At 68.0% G+C, this 16,058-nt stretch carries 17 protein-coding genes and 3 pseudogenes; 7 read left to right on the forward strand and 13 right to left on the reverse strand.

All coding sequences use genetic code 11. The annotated features are described in order from the left end of the window. The first annotated feature begins 823 nt into the window (after positions 1-823). From ACIRB1_RS44250 to ACIRB1_RS44260, 3 genes are all read left to right on the forward strand, one after another. Positions 824-1,192 (forward strand): STAS domain-containing protein, encoded by a 369-nt coding sequence (locus ACIRB1_RS44250; protein ID WP_403469725.1) that lies wholly within the window; start codon positions 824-826, stop codon positions 1,190-1,192. Then, the gene (locus ACIRB1_RS44255; protein WP_403469655.1) at positions 1,192-2,124 is read left to right on the forward strand and encodes an anti-sigma factor RsbA family regulatory protein; all 933 of its coding nucleotides are present in this window, start codon (positions 1,192-1,194) and stop codon (positions 2,122-2,124) included. The genes ACIRB1_RS44250 and ACIRB1_RS44255 overlap by 1 nt, the downstream gene beginning before the upstream one ends. Positions 2,125-2,425: 301 nt before the next feature. Continuing rightward, entirely contained in the window at positions 2,426-3,106 is a 681-nt protein-coding gene (locus ACIRB1_RS44260; protein WP_403469656.1) for an SDR family NAD(P)-dependent oxidoreductase, read from the forward strand. On the opposite strand, the pseudogene ACIRB1_RS44265 reads toward ACIRB1_RS44260, so the two are convergent. From ACIRB1_RS44265 to arsM, 9 genes and pseudogenes are all read right to left on the reverse strand, one after another. After that, positions 3,093-3,365: pseudogene (locus tag ACIRB1_RS44265) on the reverse strand (ATP-binding protein); the annotation flags it as partial. The gene ACIRB1_RS44260 and the pseudogene ACIRB1_RS44265 overlap by 14 nt on opposite strands. A gap of 151 nt (positions 3,366-3,516) precedes the next feature. Then, positions 3,517-4,251, reverse strand: a complete 735-nt coding sequence (locus tag ACIRB1_RS44270) for a hypothetical protein (RefSeq protein WP_403469657.1) — start codon at positions 4,249-4,251, stop codon at positions 3,517-3,519. Between the two features lie 161 nt (positions 4,252-4,412). Further along, complete coding sequence (locus tag ACIRB1_RS44275) at positions 4,413-5,174, reverse strand: class I SAM-dependent methyltransferase (protein ID WP_403469658.1); 762 nt, start codon at positions 5,172-5,174, stop codon at positions 4,413-4,415. A gap of 208 nt (positions 5,175-5,382) precedes the next feature. Next, positions 5,383-5,794, reverse strand: a pseudogene (locus ACIRB1_RS44280) (DNA-binding protein). Further along, entirely contained in the window at positions 5,776-6,060 is a 285-nt protein-coding gene (locus ACIRB1_RS44285) for a hypothetical protein (protein WP_403469659.1), read from the reverse strand. Before ACIRB1_RS44285 ends, ACIRB1_RS44280 begins: the two are co-directional and overlap by 19 nt. Before the next feature lie 334 nt (positions 6,061-6,394). Further along, a complete protein-coding gene (locus tag ACIRB1_RS44290) occupies positions 6,395-6,775 on the reverse strand; it encodes a hypothetical protein (protein WP_403469660.1) in 381 nt (126 codons plus the stop codon). 380 nt (positions 6,776-7,155) lie between these two features. Next, positions 7,156-7,401: pseudogene (locus tag ACIRB1_RS44295) on the reverse strand (transposase family protein); the annotation flags it as partial. Between the two features lie 104 nt (positions 7,402-7,505). Further along, positions 7,506-7,772 (reverse strand): DUF6207 family protein, encoded by a 267-nt coding sequence (locus tag ACIRB1_RS44300; protein ID WP_403469661.1) that lies wholly within the window; start codon positions 7,770-7,772, stop codon positions 7,506-7,508. Between the two features lie 366 nt (positions 7,773-8,138). Next, positions 8,139-9,029, reverse strand: coding sequence for an arsenite methyltransferase (gene arsM / locus ACIRB1_RS44305; protein ID WP_403469662.1), 891 nt, complete (start codon positions 9,027-9,029; stop codon positions 8,139-8,141). Between the two features lie 104 nt (positions 9,030-9,133). Here arsM and ACIRB1_RS44310 point away from each other — a divergent pair, with 104 nt between their 5' ends. From ACIRB1_RS44310 to ACIRB1_RS44320, 3 genes are read left to right on the forward strand one after another with little or no spacing between them, the layout of a single operon-like run. Continuing rightward, positions 9,134-9,508, forward strand: a complete 375-nt coding sequence (locus tag ACIRB1_RS44310; RefSeq protein WP_403469663.1) for an ArsR/SmtB family transcription factor — start codon at positions 9,134-9,136, stop codon at positions 9,506-9,508. Continuing rightward, positions 9,505-10,239, forward strand: coding sequence for an aquaporin (locus ACIRB1_RS44315; RefSeq protein ID WP_403469664.1), 735 nt, complete (start codon positions 9,505-9,507; stop codon positions 10,237-10,239). The genes ACIRB1_RS44310 and ACIRB1_RS44315 overlap by 4 nt, the downstream gene beginning before the upstream one ends. A 30-nt stretch (positions 10,240-10,269) precedes the next feature. After that, the gene (locus ACIRB1_RS44320) at positions 10,270-10,686 is read left to right on the forward strand and encodes an arsenate reductase ArsC (RefSeq protein ID WP_403469665.1); all 417 of its coding nucleotides are present in this window, start codon (positions 10,270-10,272) and stop codon (positions 10,684-10,686) included. 8 nt (positions 10,687-10,694) lie between these two features. Here the strand turns inward: ACIRB1_RS44320 and ACIRB1_RS44325 are convergent, their stop codons facing one another. From ACIRB1_RS44325 to ACIRB1_RS44340, 4 genes are all read right to left on the reverse strand, one after another. Continuing rightward, entirely contained in the window at positions 10,695-11,219 is a 525-nt protein-coding gene (locus tag ACIRB1_RS44325) for a DUF6262 family protein (RefSeq protein WP_403469666.1), read from the reverse strand. Further along, positions 11,216-13,651, reverse strand: coding sequence for a tyrosine-type recombinase/integrase (locus tag ACIRB1_RS44330; RefSeq protein ID WP_403469667.1), 2,436 nt, complete (start codon positions 13,649-13,651; stop codon positions 11,216-11,218). The genes ACIRB1_RS44325 and ACIRB1_RS44330 overlap by 4 nt, the downstream gene beginning before the upstream one ends. A 59-nt stretch (positions 13,652-13,710) precedes the next feature. Then, the gene (locus ACIRB1_RS44335) at positions 13,711-14,856 is read right to left on the reverse strand and encodes a tyrosine-type recombinase/integrase (protein ID WP_403469726.1); all 1,146 of its coding nucleotides are present in this window, start codon (positions 14,854-14,856) and stop codon (positions 13,711-13,713) included. Between the two features lie 294 nt (positions 14,857-15,150). After that, a complete protein-coding gene (locus tag ACIRB1_RS44340; RefSeq protein WP_403469668.1) occupies positions 15,151-15,585 on the reverse strand; it encodes a DUF6233 domain-containing protein in 435 nt (144 codons plus the stop codon). A gap of 93 nt (positions 15,586-15,678) precedes the next feature. Between ACIRB1_RS44340 and ACIRB1_RS44345 the strand changes: the two genes are divergently transcribed. After that, on the forward strand, positions 15,679-15,963 hold the full coding sequence (locus tag ACIRB1_RS44345) for a hypothetical protein (RefSeq protein WP_403469669.1): 285 nt from the start codon (positions 15,679-15,681) through the stop codon (positions 15,961-15,963). Positions 15,964-16,058 lie beyond the last annotated feature (95 nt).

Genomic DNA, 16,058 nt, shown 5'->3' on the forward strand with positions numbered 1-16,058 from the left:
TTGCGCGACGCCCACTCGGAAAGCTTCACACGATCAAAATAACAGATCAGAAAAGCTGAGATTCACTGATGAATTACGCAACAGTTGAAAGCCCCCTCCGGTCCCAGGGCTTCTTCGGCCTGGTCGCATGACGTCCGGTTCGTGATCATCCGAGACCGAGGAGTACGAGGGGGAGGCGAGGGTCGCGGGCGTTGCGGCGGAGGCCGGCCGCGATGTTCTTCACTCCAGCGACGATCAGAGTGAGGGCAACCGAAGCATCAGTCGGGGATTGGGCCAGATCCCCGAGCGGTGCAGCCTCATCCCCACAGTCGGGAATCTTGGTCGGCGCCAGGTTGAAAGACCATCGAGCTGGACGGACGGTCGGTCAGGGGTGAGTGCCGCTGCCTGAAGTCCCGCTCGACGTAGTCCTGTTGGGCCTCTGCGGGGATGGATGAACCGGAATATCTCGTGCGGGCAAAGTGGTCTGCGCTCTAGGGACGAGTTCGGCGGAGACTGGGAGCTGGCAGGCGGAGGGCTGAGACAGTGGAGAGGCCACTGCCGCCCTCGTCGGTGGGGGCGGATGGGCAGGAGGACCCTGCGCGTTTCGTCGGCGCGGGGCTCCTGCTGGTCGGTCCTCGCGCCCGTGGGCGCCTCCGGCCCTCAGGAGATTGACGTCACCCGTGCCAGTCTCTTGGCTGGTGTGCAGCCGCGGGGGCTTGCATCCCAGCCCCACGGGGGCGAGTCACCACCTGCTACAGAACTCGGCGTTCCGTCGCCTGGATAGACTGCCCCGTCGGGTGGGGCTATTTCCTCTGCCCGCGCCAAGACGGTGGCAGGCGGTTTGATGTGGAGGAATCCGAGCGTGGATGGCCCACATGCGGTGGGCGGGCCCCGGGCGGCGCTGGGGAGGACCCGGTTGGAGGTGAGCCCGTTGCCCGGTCGTTCCGGGATACGTGCCTGCGGTGAGATCAGCGTCCTCACTCGCCCGTCGTGGGAGCAGGCCCTGTCCGAGCTGGCCCGGCGGCACGCGGATGTGTCGTACGTGGAGCTGTCGGATGTGGCGTTCGTCGACGTGGCCGGGGTAACCGCGCTGGCGGTCACCGCCACGAGCCTGCCGGAGGGGAGAATTGTGGTCGAGAATCCCCCGCCACAGCTGCCGCGGGTTTTGGAGATGTTCTGGCCGGGCCTGGACCGGATCGAGGTGGCTGCGTGATGAGCACGGCGACCACCTACGAAGAGTTCGTGCACCCTGCCCTGTTCTACCGCACCGAGCAGGAGTACACGCAGCAGACGGTGGCCTTCCTGCGTGAGGGGCTGACCAAGGGCGAGCCGATGGCCGTGGCGGTGCCCGGCCCCAACCTGGAACTGATCAAGGCAGGGCTGGGCGGGGACGGTGAGGGCATTCTGTTCCTGGACATGACCGAGGCCGGCCGCAACCCGGGGCGGATCATCCCCAAGGTGCTGCGCGGATTCGCCGACGCCCACTTGAAGGGGCGTGTGCGGATCATCGGCGAGCCGATCTGGGCCGGGCGCAGCGCGGTGGAGTACCCGGCGTGCGCGCAGCACGAGGCGCTGATCAACGCCGCGTTCGAGGGCCGGGCGGTGACGATCCTGTGCCCTTACGACGAGGTGCGGCTGGACCCTGACGTGATCGCCGATGCGCGGGTTACCCACCCGACCCTCATTAGCGGGGATGGACGTGAGTCGGTCAGCGGCGTCTACGACTGGCAGGCGGTCGTCGACCGCTACAACCAGGACCTTGTGCCTGCACCGGACGCCGCAGCCTTCTCCTACGGTGCTGAGGACCTTCCGGCGGCCCGCCACTTTGCTCTCGCTCAGGCGACGCGGCTGGGCCTGGCGGGGGAGCGGCTGATGGATGTGGAGCTGGCGGTCGCGGAACTGACGACCAACAGCGTGGTCCACGGCGGAGGCCGCGGGACCCTCGCCGTCTGGACCGAGCAGGGGCAGCTGGTGTGTGAGGTCCGCGATGCGGGTCGGCTGACCGATCCGCTGGCCGGCCGCCGACCGCCGGAGCGCGGTCAACTGGGCGGCCGGGGCCTGATGCTGGTCCACTACGTGACCGACCTGGTGCGCGTGCACACCGGTGACGACGGCACGACCCTGCGCTTCTACCTCGGCTTGTGACAACGCGCGGGCGGCCCCCTGTCCGGGTGGCCGCCCGCCCCGCTTCTGCCGCAAGCAGGACTGGTTTCGTAAGCGAGAGCGGGCAACGTTTGTCGACGGGTTTGGGCAGCACTTAGCGATCATTCGGCTCGGAAATGTCGATGAGAACTGGCAACGCTGATGGGTGGCTGACCCTAGTTGGGTGACCGTCCCGCGCTCAGGTCTGGCCCGGTCGGATCGGGCAGCCCGATGGGACTGAGTGTCGACGGTGGCGGAGGCCGCGATGGCAGGTTGACCACGTCCTCGGTGGATAATGATGATCATGGATCTTCTTCTTGACCAACGGGTCGTGCTCGTACTTGGCGGAACCGGATACGTCGGCTCAGCGATCGTGGACCACCTGCGTGCCGAGCAGGCAACGGTGGTCGTCGCATCCCGTCATCCAGGCGACGACGGGATCCTCCTCGACGCGCGCGATCCCGATTCAGTTGACGCCGCGGTGGGCCAGCTGGTGGAACAGCATGGACGCATCGATGGGCTTGTCGTTGCAGCTGCTCCGAGCGCGCTGACGCTTGATCCGGACCGCAGCGACGATCCAGCGCAGGTGCTCGACGCGATCGATGCGAAAGCGATGTCGTTCTTGCGGGTCGCGAACGCCGTCACCCCGCACATGCGCGCCGCAGGCTTCGGTCGCGTCGTGGGCATCAGTGGTCAAAACGCGTTCCAGACCGGCAACGTCACAGGCTCGCTCCGGAACGCGGCGATGATCCTCGCAGCGAAGAACATCGCTGACAGCCTGAGCGGCACTGGCGTCACGGTCAACGCTGTCAACCCCGGCATCGTCTCCGACCACCCGTCACCGGATGTCGAGATCGGTCGGGCCGGCGAATCCAGCCCGCAACAGATCGCCTCAGTGGTGACGTTCCTCCTGTCCCCGCTGGCCGTGATCTCCGGCGAGTCCATCGCCGTCGGGCAGCGTATGCATGGCGTCACATACCTGTAGCGGTCAGGGCATGGGCAGCGGCCCGGGTGCTGGCGAGCCGGTAGGACTCGGTGCCGGTCTCGATGATGGTGTCGCCGAAAGTGAGGCGGTCGACGATGGCCGCGCAGAGCCGGGGGTCGGTGAACGTCTTGGTCCACGCGCCGAACGACTCGTTCGAGGCGATCGCGACGCTGTTCTTCTCCTCGCGCTCCGTCAGCACCTGGAACAGCAGCTCAGCACCACTGCAGTCCAGCTCCATGTAGCCCAGCTCATCGATCAATTCCACGACCTCCCGGGGAGCGACAGCACGACAGGCCACAACTCCCACGGGATCGCCGATCCTATGCCCGACCAGCGGAAACGCACTCCTCAAGCCCGGAAAGACAGCAATGTCTCACACTCACCGACCAGCCGACAACAACCCCAAGAGCTCAGTAGTCGTTCTTGTGAACCGCGTCGGTTGAGACGTCAGCTGCAGCACTGATCAGCTGCTGGAGGTGATGAATGAAGTCCGGGTCGTCGAGACGGGAGTCGGTGACACGGTCGCGCACATCGGTGAGGAGCCATCCCACCAGCTCCGCCGTGGCGTGGTACTCACTGTGGAACCCCAGGCTCAGGTCGGTGATCTCGTACTCGAACAGCACGTCGACCATCAGGTCCGCCAAGTGCGCGTCGGCGGCCGGGGTCCGGGTGGCGGTCCATATGTCCAGCCAGGGGCGCAGGCTGTCGGTGGCGACGGTGATGAGGCCGAGGGTGTCCCTGATGGACACTGGGCTGGGGTGGGTGTGCAATGTGGCCTGCCACCATGCGGTCCAGACATTGCGAAGAGCGTCGGCCAGGGGCGCGTCCCAGGTGCTCCAGCCTGCCTCGACCAGGCGGGTGGCGATCAGCTCCTCGGAGACGTGGAACTCACCAGCGACAAGGGGGCGGATGATGCGCGGGACGAGACGGCGGTAGAGACGCGGGAAGTCGTCCCAGTGACTGGGCACCTCTCCGGCGGCCGCGGACACCATGTCGTCGGGTATGAGGTGCAGTGGCCTGGAGAGTTCGGCGAGTCCCTCCTCGCCGTAGCAGTACGTGCAACCGACGATAGGGAACGGCTCTTCAGAGGCAAAAGCGCGGTCCAGTGCATCGAGGGCTGTCATGAGCTGCTGATGGTGTGACATGGCGACCCGCCGGGGGACTCCGTCCGGGTGACCGGCGAAGATCGCAGGCTATCAGGCAGTGCCGGAGCTGATGTTGCGGACTGAACCGTCACTACCCGACTACAACTCGACATTCTCAGTAGTGCTACCGGCCTCAGGGCGGCCTGACGGTCAGGTAGACATCACGGACGGGCGGCTACCAGTAGATCAACGATGTAGATCTCTTCCACCACCTCAGCAGGGAAAGCCTCCCGCAGTCGCCTGCGCTCCTCGGCAAGAAAGGCACGGTTTGCGGCCTGGCCGAGGACAAGGAACGCCGAGCGACTGCTGATATTGGCGAGGTGTGTGTCGAGAGAGACACTGCGCTGCCAGCGGATCTGTTGGCGCGTGACCCGCAGTCCGCTCAGCCCCGCAAGCCGGATGGCTTCGTTGTCGTCGGGACGCACCGCAGAACGCCCGGGAACTCCACAGTGGTGCGCGATGCGCTCGTGCTGGGCACGGATCCACGGTACGTCGAAGGCGGTGGTGTTCCACCAGATTGCCAGCGCGCCACCCGAACACAGAACACGCTGCGCTTCCGGGACAGAACGGCTGGTATCGGTCCACTGCCATGACTGCGCGTACGTGATGAGGTCCTGCGAGGAATCGGCAAGCGGCAGGGCATTACCGTCACCCCGGACGACTGGCACATCCGGGAGCACCTGACGAAACCCGACGGCCATCGCGTCACCGGGCTCGACGGCGATCACGTCAGCTCCCCGCTCACACAGGAGCCTGGTCGCAATTCCGGTGCCCGCACCGATGTCCGCGACGCGGACACCCGCCAGCGGACGGCTCAGGAACTTCTCAACGGCGTCGAAAAGCGCGGCCGGATACGACGGGCGGCTCGCCTCGTACTGGACGGCCGCCGAGTTGAACGAATGAGCACGTGAGCTGGCAGTCATCTCCTCATCATGGTTCACAGACCAGGCGGTGGGCACCGAGTACTAACGAGGGGCCAACTCCGCGGGTGCGGGGAGCGGGACGTCGTCCAGGACTCGGCCGGTACATGGTGGGGACCAACCCCGCGCGTGCGGGGATAGTCCCCTCAAGCTTCCTGACAGAGTCCCTCGCTGACTAACCGCCGAAAGGTAGAAAGCGGACCAGGAGAAATTACACCGCCACGAGCCGGACGCGATCGCCGCACAGCTTGGCCATGTCGTCAATGTCGGAAGTCAGCATGACCACGGGCCGGTGCTGTCGCAGCGAGGCCTCGGCGACGGCTGCATCGATCGCGTACTTGTGTGCGTGCAACCCGGCATTCATCAGCAACTTCGAGGCCGCCCTCGCCTTCTCGTCACCGACCGGGACGACCCGCAGCCCTGAAAGCACCCAGTTCAGGCGGGACTTGTTCGTACGGACGTGGACGACTTCGATGATGGTGAGCGCACTGATCACGACCTCCATGCCACGCGAGCGCGCCCCGCGATCAAAGCCACCACCGCTCGTCGTCAACGAGCAGCTTCGAGAGCCCCTCACTGTCGAGGACCAGCGTCCCCTCGTGACTCAGCCTGCGGCGGGCCACTCGGCCTCCTCGGCGAACACCTCGTCGAAGACCTGCCGCGCCCGCTGACGAGCCGGCTCGGAAACCGGCCCTTTGCGGCTCTCATAGTCCGCCAGGTACTCGTCCAAGACCTGTCCCCGCAGCTCACGCTCGACCGCCTTGGCGATGAACGCCGAGAACTCCCGCTTTCCCACCCGCGCCCGAATCGCCTCCGCGGTCCCCTCCGGTAGCGACAGGCTCACCCGCGTCGCCGGGCCTTCCCCGATGCTGTACGTCGTCTCACCCATACCGCGAGTGTGTCAAACGAGTAGGAAAAACGCCGCGCATCGAATCTGCGGGGGTCCAGAGGCGTGAGGAAGTCGTACGGATGGAGCCCCATCGGAAGCTGTTCCTCAGGGTGTGAACGACGCAGGTCTGGACGATCATTGCTATTTGTGGCGGGAACGGAGTAAGGCCAACCCCTGTGGTGCGGGGAGCAGCTGAGGACGATAGGGATGCAGTTCTCGCGCAGGGGATCAACCCCGTGGGCGCGGGGACCACTGAGTCGCCCCGGAGGGGCGTCCTAATTTATGGGCCCGGTCCCGGTCCGGGACCGCGAGGTCGGCGCCTCGACTCAGGTCATTAGCAGTGCACGGGACTGCCGTTGCCGGGCAGGACCGAGTCGAGCACCCATCCGTGCTCGTTCTCCGAGGTGTGCAGGAACGTCCAGCTGCGACCGATGGCATCCCACACGTAGCAGTTGAAGTTGACGGCTTCGCCCACCCCGACGTTGCCGATGATGCTGCATGAGGAGGTTGTTCCCGTGCGGATGTTGACGGGGCCGGAGTCGCCGACGTGGGTGTAGGTCGGGGTGACCTGGTCGATGTCGGGCTCGGTGGTCCCGCACGGCAGGTTCGGCTCGCTGATGGCCGGCGCGGCGGCCGACGCCGGAACGGCGGACAGCCCTATCGCGCAGGGTGCAGCGATCAGGGAAGCGGAGAGCAGGACTATGGCACGGTTCATGGTCGTCCTCCTGGTGACGCATGGCTGGCGCGGGGCCTGAACCACCCCGCGTGCTGAGCGGCGCCGGGCCGCAGTGCCCCGACGCACACAGACAAGAGAGCCGGCCCCGATCCAGTCGTGACATCCACAGCGTGTGACGTGCGGCACACATGCTGCCCCGGCGTCACACTTCGGCCGGGTGCCGACCCAGCCGGGTCAGCCGCACCACTGTCCGCCACCGCGTCGTTTGCCGAGGACCGCCACACCTCGGGCCAGACCCGCGCGGGGGTGCGACGGCTTGGACGGTGGCCTGGAGCTGGACGGCGGCCGCGCCGTCGAGGGCGGCGATCATCTCCGTCTTCCAGGTTGCCCAGACCCGCCCCCTCGCCAGCGCCGGTCACCGCCGCTGACGTCGACGATGCCGCTGGCACCACGGTTCCGTCGACGATGAGCACAGCGTCCTTACGGAACCGCCGTCGCTGTCGCAGCGCCAACAGTGGACCGAGGTGATCGATGACCCGTCTGCGGCCGACATGGAAATCCCGAAAAACGGTGCCAGCTGTCGTCGTCAAGTTCGTGCGCCAGTACGCCGTGACCAGCAGGACTCGGTCGTCCAACGACAGACTCCAGGGACGCCCTCGCTGTTGATCTGCAGCTTGCTCTAGGTAGAGAAGTGACCAGGCCGCAGCTGCTGGCGCCGGACCAGACGGTTCGAGGGACGGATGGACCTCCGCGTCGTGCCCCGAGCCCTTCAGCCTATGAGCCGTCTCGCCGTCCGGCGCAGAACGATCCCTGTACGGTCCGTGCACGACGTTCCGCTTTTCTGGCGGGCGTCCAGAAAGAACCGCAGCCGCACCCCTGGTTCGCCGGCCTCGTGCGTCGTACGGTCCGCTGCGGCGGTTTCCCATCGTCCGGCGAGCAGCGCCTGGATGGCGAACGCGGTCTGGTCGTCGCAGGCCGCGACTTCCACCACGGCCAGTCCCGGCTCCGCCACGTGCGCCTCGTTGATCGGTCTCATGCCCAGCGCGACGTTCCCCAGCCCGAGGAAGTTCTCCCGTCTCCCCGCTTTCACCCGACCGGGTAGGACCCTGCGGCCGGACACCCCTGACCCGTTTGACTGCGCTACCGGTCCGCCCGGGTCCTGGAGGGCGAGGACGTGGGCGTCAGGTCCGCGTACTGACGAAGCGCACGACCGTGCCCCACCCCGCCTGCACCGGGGCCATGCACCACTGGCACAGCGGGTTCTCTGGGGTAAGTAGCGTGGCGTGAGGTGGAGTTCGACGACTCGGTGCAGCTCAGCGCCGGTGTGACTGACGCTATCGGACGCAACAGGTGTGGCGCCATCACTGAATCGAGCGACAGCGCCATCCCGGTGGTTACGTCTTCAGCCCTGGCAGCCGCAGCCTGCGGCGCTCTTGGCCTTGCTCACAGTGATGGACGGGTCGGTCGCCTGCTCGGCGGGGGTGCAGCAGTCAGTCACGCCGCAGCAGGAGTCGTCTGTCGCGGAGGCGTCCGGTCCGGTGACGGTGGTGGGCTTGGTGGCGCGGACGATGGCGGAGTGCATGCCGTCGGCGACCGGGTGGGTCGCAGTGATCTCGATGTCGGTGAACCCTGCCGCCTCCAGACCCGCGCGGTATTCGGCGAAGGAGAGGGCGCCGGAGATGCAGCCGACGTAGTCGCCGCGCTCGGCGCGCTGGTCGGGCGTGAGGGTGTCGTCGGCGACGACGTCGGAGACGCCGATCCGGCCGCCGGGCTTGAGGACGCGGAAGGTCTCGGCGAACACGGAGGGCTTGTCGGTGGACAGGTTGATCACGCAGTTGGAGATCACCACGTCGATGGTGTTCGCGGGCAGGGGGACGGCTTCGATGGTGCCCTTGAGGAACTCGACGTTCGTGGCGCCGGCCTTCGCTGTGTTGGCGAGGGCCAGGGCGAGCATCTCCTCGGTCATGTCCAGCCCGTACGCCTTGCCGGTGGGGCCGACGCGGCGGGCGGAGAGGAGGACGTCGATGCCGCCGCCGGATCCGAGGTCCAACACCCTTTCGCCCTCGCGGAGTTCGGCGACGGCGGTGGGGTTGCCGCAGCCGAGCGAGGCGGCGACGGCCTCGGCAGGCAGGGCGTCGCGGTCGTCGGCGGCGTAGAGGGTGGAGCCGAAGTTCTCGTCGACCTCGACCGGCTCGGGCCCGCAACAGGCGGTGCCGCCCGCGGTGACCTTCACGGCCGCCGCTGCGTACCGCTGGCGGACGGTTTCACGCAGGTCGGTGGTCTGCTCGTTCATGTCTCACTCCCAGGTGACGGGGCACGACAAACCCCGGAACGGCCTGTATTGACGTTCATTGATGCAACCTTGCGCCTTGAATCGAAAAACGTCAACATAGAGGCATGTCGAAACAAGAGCTTGAGGTGATCGGCCAGGACGCCACCTGCTGCCCCGGCCTGTCCGCCGCACCGCTGGATGAGGACCAGGCCGCGGATCTGGCGAAGGTCTTCAAGGCCCTGGGCGACCCGGTCCGGCTGCGCCTGATGTCGATGATCGCCTCCCGCGGGGAGGGCGGGGAGGTGTGCGTGTGCGAGCTGACCCCGTCCTTCGACCTGTCCCAACCGACGATCTCCCACCACCTCAAACTGCTGCGCCAGGCCGGCCTGATCGACTGCGAGCGCCGCGGCACCTGGGTCTACTACTGGGTGCTGCCCGGCGTCCTGGACCAGCTCGCCGCGTTCCTGACCACCACGCAGCCCGCCGGAGTCACCGCGTGAACGCACCGCTGGGCCGCCGCGTCGCCGCCGAGGCGATCGGCACCGGACTGCTGGTGGCGGTGGTGGTCGGATCCGGCATCCAGGCCACCGAGCTGTCCCGCGATGTCGGTGTGCAGCTGCTCGCCAACTCCCTCGCCACGGTCTTCGGCCTGGGCGTGCTCATCCTGCTGCTCGGGCCGGTGTCCGGTGCGCACTTCAACCCGGCCGTCACGCTCGCTGCTTGGTTCACCGGCCGTCGTGATCCGGACGGCCTGGCCCTGCGGGACGTCGCCGCGTACGTACCCGCCCAGATCGGGGGCGCGATCGGCGGGGCGGTCCTGGCCGACGCGATGTTCGCCAAGCCACTGGTCACGTTCTCCGCGCACGACCGGTTGGCCGGTCACCTGCTGCTGGGCGAGATCGTCGCGACGGCCGGGCTGATCCTGCTGATCTTCGGCCTCAGCCGGATCGGCCGCGCCGCGCTCGCCCCGGCCGCGGTGGCCTCCTACATCGGGGCCGCGTACTGGTTCACCTCCTCCACGTCCTTCGCGAACCCGGCGGTGACCATCGGCCGGACGTTCACCGACACCTTCACCGGCATCGCCCCTACGTCCGTCGCCCCCTTCATCGCGGCCCAGTTGCTGGGCACCGTGCTCGGGCTGGCGGCCGTCGCCCTGGTCCACGGCCGCCCTGCTCCCGTCCCGGATGAAGTCGTCGTCCCGCACGGCGAGCCGGAACCCGCCGTCTCCTGACCCATCCGCTCTCCCGAGAAAGCCCCGCTCATGAGCTCTTCCGCCACGCCGCGTCCGTCGGTGCTGTTCGTCTGCGTCCACAACGCCGGCCGCTCCCAGATGGCCGCCGCCTTCCTCACCCATCTCGCAGGAGACCGCATCGAGGTCCGCTCCGTCGGCTCCGCTCCCGCGGACGCCGTCAACCCTGCCGTCGTGGAGGCGATGACGGAGGTCGGCATCGACATCTCCGCCGAGACCCCGAAGATCCTCACGGTCGAGGCTGTCCAGGCATCCGACGTCGTGATCACCATGGGGTGCGGCGACACCTGCCCCGTCTTCCCCGGCAAGCGGTACCTCGACTGGCAGCTCGACGACCCCGCCGGGCAGGGCGTTGATGCCGTACGCCCTATCCGCGACGCGATCGAGACCCGTGTCCGGGTGCTGATCTCGGAAGTGGCTTCCGGCTGACGGCCAGGTCACTCGCGCTGGTTCAGGGCTCTCGTCAGCTGACGGTTGGCTTCCCGGGCCGCCGCCAGTTCGGCCTCGCGCTCCTCCAGGGCCGCCTTCAGATCAACGGACTGCTGTTCCAGGCGGGTGATCGTCCGCTGGAGTTCCTCGACGTCGGCGGGGGCACCCAGGCCGGCCTCTCGCCAGACTTGTTCCCCGAGCGCGACGGAGAGGCGCTTCTCCAGCTGCTGGATGCGGGTGACGAGCCGGGTGTTGCGTGCCTGCGCGTTGGCGAGATCGGCCTGGAGCGAGGCACGGCTGACGGTAGTGGTGCCCGCCGGATCCTGCGCGGCGGGCTCGCGTTCGGCAATGTGGATCAGGGCGAGCAGGTCGCGGTGGCGGTAGAGGAACGTGCGGTCCACGCCGGCCTGCCGGGCGATGCCGGACACGGTGATGGCCGAGCCGTTGCCGACCGCCGTGGTGAGGGCGTTGGTCACCCGCTGGCGTCGGCGGTCGGTACCCGACTTTCGGCCGTCGTTCATTGCGGTCGTCACGGGGCGGTCCTGGGGGGTCGAACGTCGGGCAGGGGCTGGCCGACGCGGGGCATGCCGAGCAGGACGGTGCGGCTGCGGCGTACGAGGCTGACGGCCTGCTCGATCTGAGTGCGCTCCGCGGGCGTGAGGTCGTCGAGGTCGGACTTGACGCGGTGGATGAGGCGGCGGACGCGTCGGATCTCTTCTTCGGAGGGCATGGCCTGGGTTCGTGCCCAGTCGTCGGCCTCGAAGGCGGACATCAGGCGTTCGCGGCTGCGGAGCAGGTCGGCGAGGTGGGCTTCGAGGTCGGGCAGGTAGGAGACGTCGGTGCTGAAGTGTTCGCAGCCCAGGCAGCGGAAGCGGAGCGGGCAGGCGTGGCCGCCGGCGGCCACGTTGGAGGGTTCCCGGCAGACGCCGTAGGCGGTGGCGACCTCGCCGATCGCCCGGCGGACGTGCTCGGAGTCCAGCAGGCTCTTCGCTGTGCGCCACACCCGCTGACCGTGCCGGTCGAACTGAAGGGCGGTCACGCGGTCGACGGCCTCCCGACGCCGTTCGGCGCCGACGCGGTAGTAGCCCTGGGTGGTGGTGATGAGCCGGTGGTCCATCAGCTCTTTGAGGACGTCCGGGGCGACACCGGCGTCGGCGTGCCGCTGGGCGTAGCAGTGCCGGTAGGCGTAAGGGAAGATCTTCGCCTTGTCGAACGACGCAGGGCGGGTGACGTGCTCTGCGGCATCGAGAGTGGTCGCCGGCAGGAGGAAGTCCGGCAGGGAGTCCACCCAGGCCCGGTGGGCACTGCTGATCTCCTTGAACGTTTTGGTGCCTTCCGGATTGGTCCTCGGCCTGGGCAGAAGTGCCAGCCGCCGTGGCTCGGTTCTCGGGAAACGCTCCCGGGCACGCTGTTGTTGACGGCGGATGGTTGCCGCGGTCTCGGTACCGATCGGCAGACGGCGGCCGAGGCGGTAGGCCTTGTGGTTGTCGTAGACCAGGACGAACGAACCGTCCGGGTCCTGCTGGAGGCAGTCGTAGCCGAGGGTGAGGACCTCGTCGGGACGGCGGCCGGTGTCGATCAGCAGCTCGACGGCGACCCTCGTCTCGACGTTGCTCATCACCTCCAGCTCGTCGAGATGCGCGCACAGTTGGCGCAGCACCTCCTCGGGCAGGTCCCGGCCGGCCTCGGTGTCCTCCGGCTCGTCAGGCATGTCCTCCGGAAGGATCGTGAAGTCCGCAGGCATCCCCTCCAGCAGCTGGCCGGGGCCGGTGAGCCCCAAGGTGTGAAAGCGTGCCAGGACCCGGCGGACGAACCGGGTGAAGGCCAGTCGCCGCCTGGCACTCAGCGTTCCGGTCGCGGTCATGTGGCCCAGGCGGTTGGAGAACGCGACGATGTCGCCCCGGCCCCATTCGGCAGGCACCATCCCCCGGTCCTGTCGCTGCACGCGCAGACTCTCGGACAGCAAGGCCACGGCCGAGATGACCGCGCGCATGTGATGCACGGCCTTCTTGTTCCGGCGCCGGGGCAGGTCGTCATACACCCACACCTTCACCGCCTCCCGCAGAGGCTCCTGAACGATGCTCGTGAAAGGCAGAGAACCGGGATGGCCGAAGACGGCCATGTCCCACACGTCCTTGAGACGTTCGGCCTCCGGCGTCGTGTCCAGCCGGCGCAGCGCCGTCTGCGCTGCCCGGATCATCATGACCTGCTCCCGGCTGAACCCCGCCCCGGCCGGATCGGTCACCGCGTCCAACGTCCGGGTCCGGTGCGCGCGCAGCCGGTCGTAGAGCGGGCGCAGGCACTCCGGGCGGGTCTTGTACCCCTGCTGAACACGCGCCCACAGTCCGTAGAGAACCTCCGCGACGAGCCGGTCCGGCAGCCCGCGCAAGCTCACCTCGCGGGTGGTGCAGATCGCCTTGTCCGTCCGGCGCCACCGCGCCTCATCGAACACGGGCCTCGCCCGCGCTCTGCGCAGCCGATTGAGGTGCGCTCGGCAGTACGGATCCTGGCGGCTGACCCGGTCCAGGTAGCACGCAGCGACCTTGCACTCCCCAAGGCCAGCCAGACCGATCACCTTCGGATGGGCCAGGAACGCCTCCATGCCCAACCCGCCCAGAACCAATGCGCGCTGCCGGTGATGGCTGTCGCACAGCAGCCTCGCGACGGTCACCCGAGGCCGCTCGCACCGGTCGACCACGCACGGCTGCTGACCGACCCCACGGCTGACGGCTTTCGGGATCTGCAGGAAATCGTCCAGCAGAAAGTCGGTCGTGCGCCACCGTTCCATGCAGCCCCCGCACATCGGCCGCGTCGCAACCGTGATCGCCAGCGGGCAGTTCGGCACCGGGCAGTCCGGCAGGCCGATCACCGGATCCTCGCGCGGGAAGGTGATCACCCTTTGCTCCCAGTCCCAGCCCAGCAGGTCCAGAAACCCCTCGTCCAGAGCGCGGACGATTTCCTCCAACCGCTCATCCCCAGCCTCCGCCACCGGGCCTGCGGAAAGGGCGGCGGCCGGCACGGCCATCACCGGCCGTCTTCCGGCCCGGCCAGGCGGGGTGAGGGCACCCGCTCCACGGCCGCTCGCACCCGAGCCGGATCCGTGAACCGATACGGACCGGACGAATCCGGGCTCCGATGCCCAAGCAGTGCCTGTACCTCGTCCTCGGAACCGCCGGCATCCGCAACATTCGAGCCGAACGCTCGCCGGGCCATATGAGGGCCCACTCGCCGCGACAAACCGGCCCGCGCACTGAGCCGTTCACACAGATCCCCGACTGCCTCCGGCGACATGGGTGCGCCCAAGGGCGCCCGGAACAAGTTCACCAACAGAAAGTCACATCCGCCGGTCCCGAGCAGGCGGTGCCGCTCGTCGTAGTACAGGTCGAACGCCCCCACCGTCAGAAAGTCCAGTGGCGCCACCCACGCGTGCCGCGACTTCGACCAGGCCCCGTTCCTGTTCTCCCGCCGCCGCATGTGCACATGGGCACCCGGGTAGTTGCAGCCCAGTGCCCGGGAGTCCGGCAGTAGATGGACGTCACTGCGCCGCAGGCCCGCCACCTGACCGCGGCGCAGTCCGACTCTGCCGACCAGCAGGAGGATCAACCGGTCACGCGCGTTGTGGCAGGCGATGAACATGGCCACCAGCTCGGCGTCAGCGGCCCGATCCACCTGCGTCTCCGGTTCACGAAGCGAATGCACCGGACGCAGTCGGTAGAACAGACCGCCGTCCTCGCCCTGCGCTTCCGCCGGAAGGTCCCGGCTGTCGGCGAGCTCGTAGATCTGCCCGAGCACCGACCGCGGTGCCTCGCGCACCGACACCGCGTACGACAAAAGACCCCGCACCGCGACGAGCACCCGGTTGATCCGACGCTCACCCCGAACCGGGGCGGCACCCGGCCCCGGCTGCACCATTGACTCCATGCCGTCCCGGGGCGCCGGGGTGTACTTCAGCCAGACCATGAACAGACCGAGGTCCCGGCCCCCTGTCGTCCACTCCCGGCGCGTCGACCGGCACCACCGCAGGTAGAGCGCGACACCGCCGGCGTACGCCTTCGTCGTCAGCTCTGCCCGGTCCCGCCCGAACCGCAGATTCCGAAGCCACTGATCAGCTACAGGGACGACCTCCAGGTTGTCATCGAGGACCGTCCAGTACTTCTGCCCCGACGGCATCACCACGGGAAATGCCCGCACCATCAACTCCTGCCACGAGTCGTGCAACGACCCGCCGCAGAGCCACACCCCCTGAGAACGAGTCCCAGGAGCTCAACGGACCCGCCTCACCCCACGTCACGCCACACTCAATCCACCCTGAGAGAAAGCGGGCTGCCGCCGGATCCGTACTTGTGGGTGTTGCGCTGGCATCCGGAGCAGAGGCCGACCCGGTCCCCGGGGCAGGTCAGCGCGGACGGGTCGGGTTCGGTGATCGGTGGCGGGGGAGTCGTGGTCATCGGAAGAGGTCCTGTTCTAGGCGGTCATCACAAGTCGCCTAATAGGCACGATAGCGGGCGTGATGGAACGGTCGTTCGAGGCGGGGCCGGGGCGGTTTCGCCGGGCGGTTAAGCCGCCGATGATGCGCAGCTGGGTGTCGGGCTGGCAGACCGGGCACGCCGGTACGGCGTCGGCGGTGAGGAGGCGGCGGGCTTCGTCGCGGCTGACTGCACGGTGGCGTTTGCCTTTCATACGGCACGCGCCGTCGTGGACCTGGAGTGGCCCGCTGGTGGCTCTGCTGAGTTCGACGACCCAGTCCGGGGGCTTCGGCCGGCTGCGGCGTCCGCGTTCCTCTTCGGCCTGCCGCTTCTGGACGTAGGCGATTCTGCGGTCGATGCGCTCGAGCCACATCGCGTGCCAGACGCGCAGGGTGTGCAGGCGCTCGAGGTCGGGCGGCAGGTCGTCGGGCATGTCGTGATCCAGATTCGTGGTCCGTGGTGCGCGCACTCGCGTGCTCGAATACTAGTTCGATAGCGTGGGGTGTGAGAGGTGGGTGTGGTGAACATGGACGGAGACAGGCGCCGGGTGCCGGTGGTGATGCATGTGCGGTGCCCGGAGCGGCTGCCGGAGGAGCTGTACCGGCGGGTCCTGGAGCAGCTGGGGGAGTTGTCACCGGTGGTGCAGGCTTTGCCGCCCACGGCGGTGCTGGTCGACCTGCGGGGCGCGCTGCGCTATCACGCCGCTACTGCCGCTCACCTCGGGGACGTGATGCGGCTGCGGACGGTCTCCCGGTACGGCATTGACGTGCGCGTCGGCATCGGCCCGACCATGAATCCAACCGGTTCGTAGATTCCCGCACGCCTCAGGCCGAGAACACACCGGCCGGTCCCGCCGGATGAGGCGACGGCCCGCCGGGTTCGCCGAGTGACTGGGGAGGTGATCAA

The organism is Streptomyces sp. NPDC096013, assembly GCF_044763565.1.
Lineage (GTDB): Bacteria > Actinomycetota > Actinomycetes > Streptomycetales > Streptomycetaceae > Streptomyces.

Coding starts and splice junctions, on each gene's coding strand:
- ACIRB1_RS44250 (WP_403469725.1), top strand. CDS start 824: ATGTGGAGGAATCCGAGCGTGGATGGCCCACATGCGGTGGGCGGGCCC.
- ACIRB1_RS44255 (WP_403469655.1), top strand. CDS start 1,192: ATGAGCACGGCGACCACCTACGAAGAGTTCGTGCACCCTGCCCTGTTC.
- ACIRB1_RS44260 (WP_403469656.1), top strand. CDS start 2,426: ATGGATCTTCTTCTTGACCAACGGGTCGTGCTCGTACTTGGCGGAACC.
- ACIRB1_RS44270 (WP_403469657.1), bottom strand. CDS start 4,251: ATGTCACACCATCAGCAGCTCATGACAGCCCTCGATGCACTGGACCGC.
- ACIRB1_RS44275 (WP_403469658.1), bottom strand. CDS start 5,174: ATGACTGCCAGCTCACGTGCTCATTCGTTCAACTCGGCGGCCGTCCAG.
- ACIRB1_RS44285 (WP_403469659.1), bottom strand. CDS start 6,060: ATGGGTGAGACGACGTACAGCATCGGGGAAGGCCCGGCGACGCGGGTG.
- ACIRB1_RS44290 (WP_403469660.1), bottom strand. CDS start 6,775: ATGAACCGTGCCATAGTCCTGCTCTCCGCTTCCCTGATCGCTGCACCC.
- ACIRB1_RS44300 (WP_403469661.1), bottom strand. CDS start 7,772: ATGAGACCGATCAACGAGGCGCACGTGGCGGAGCCGGGACTGGCCGTG.
- arsM (WP_403469662.1), bottom strand. CDS start 9,029: ATGAACGAGCAGACCACCGACCTGCGTGAAACCGTCCGCCAGCGGTAC.
- ACIRB1_RS44310 (WP_403469663.1), top strand. CDS start 9,134: ATGTCGAAACAAGAGCTTGAGGTGATCGGCCAGGACGCCACCTGCTGC.
- ACIRB1_RS44320 (WP_403469665.1), top strand. CDS start 10,270: ATGAGCTCTTCCGCCACGCCGCGTCCGTCGGTGCTGTTCGTCTGCGTC.
- ACIRB1_RS44335 (WP_403469726.1), bottom strand. CDS start 14,856: ATGCCGTCGGGGCAGAAGTACTGGACGGTCCTCGATGACAACCTGGAG.
- ACIRB1_RS44340 (WP_403469668.1), bottom strand. CDS start 15,585: ATGCCCGACGACCTGCCGCCCGACCTCGAGCGCCTGCACACCCTGCGC.
- ACIRB1_RS44345 (WP_403469669.1), top strand. CDS start 15,679: ATGGACGGAGACAGGCGCCGGGTGCCGGTGGTGATGCATGTGCGGTGC.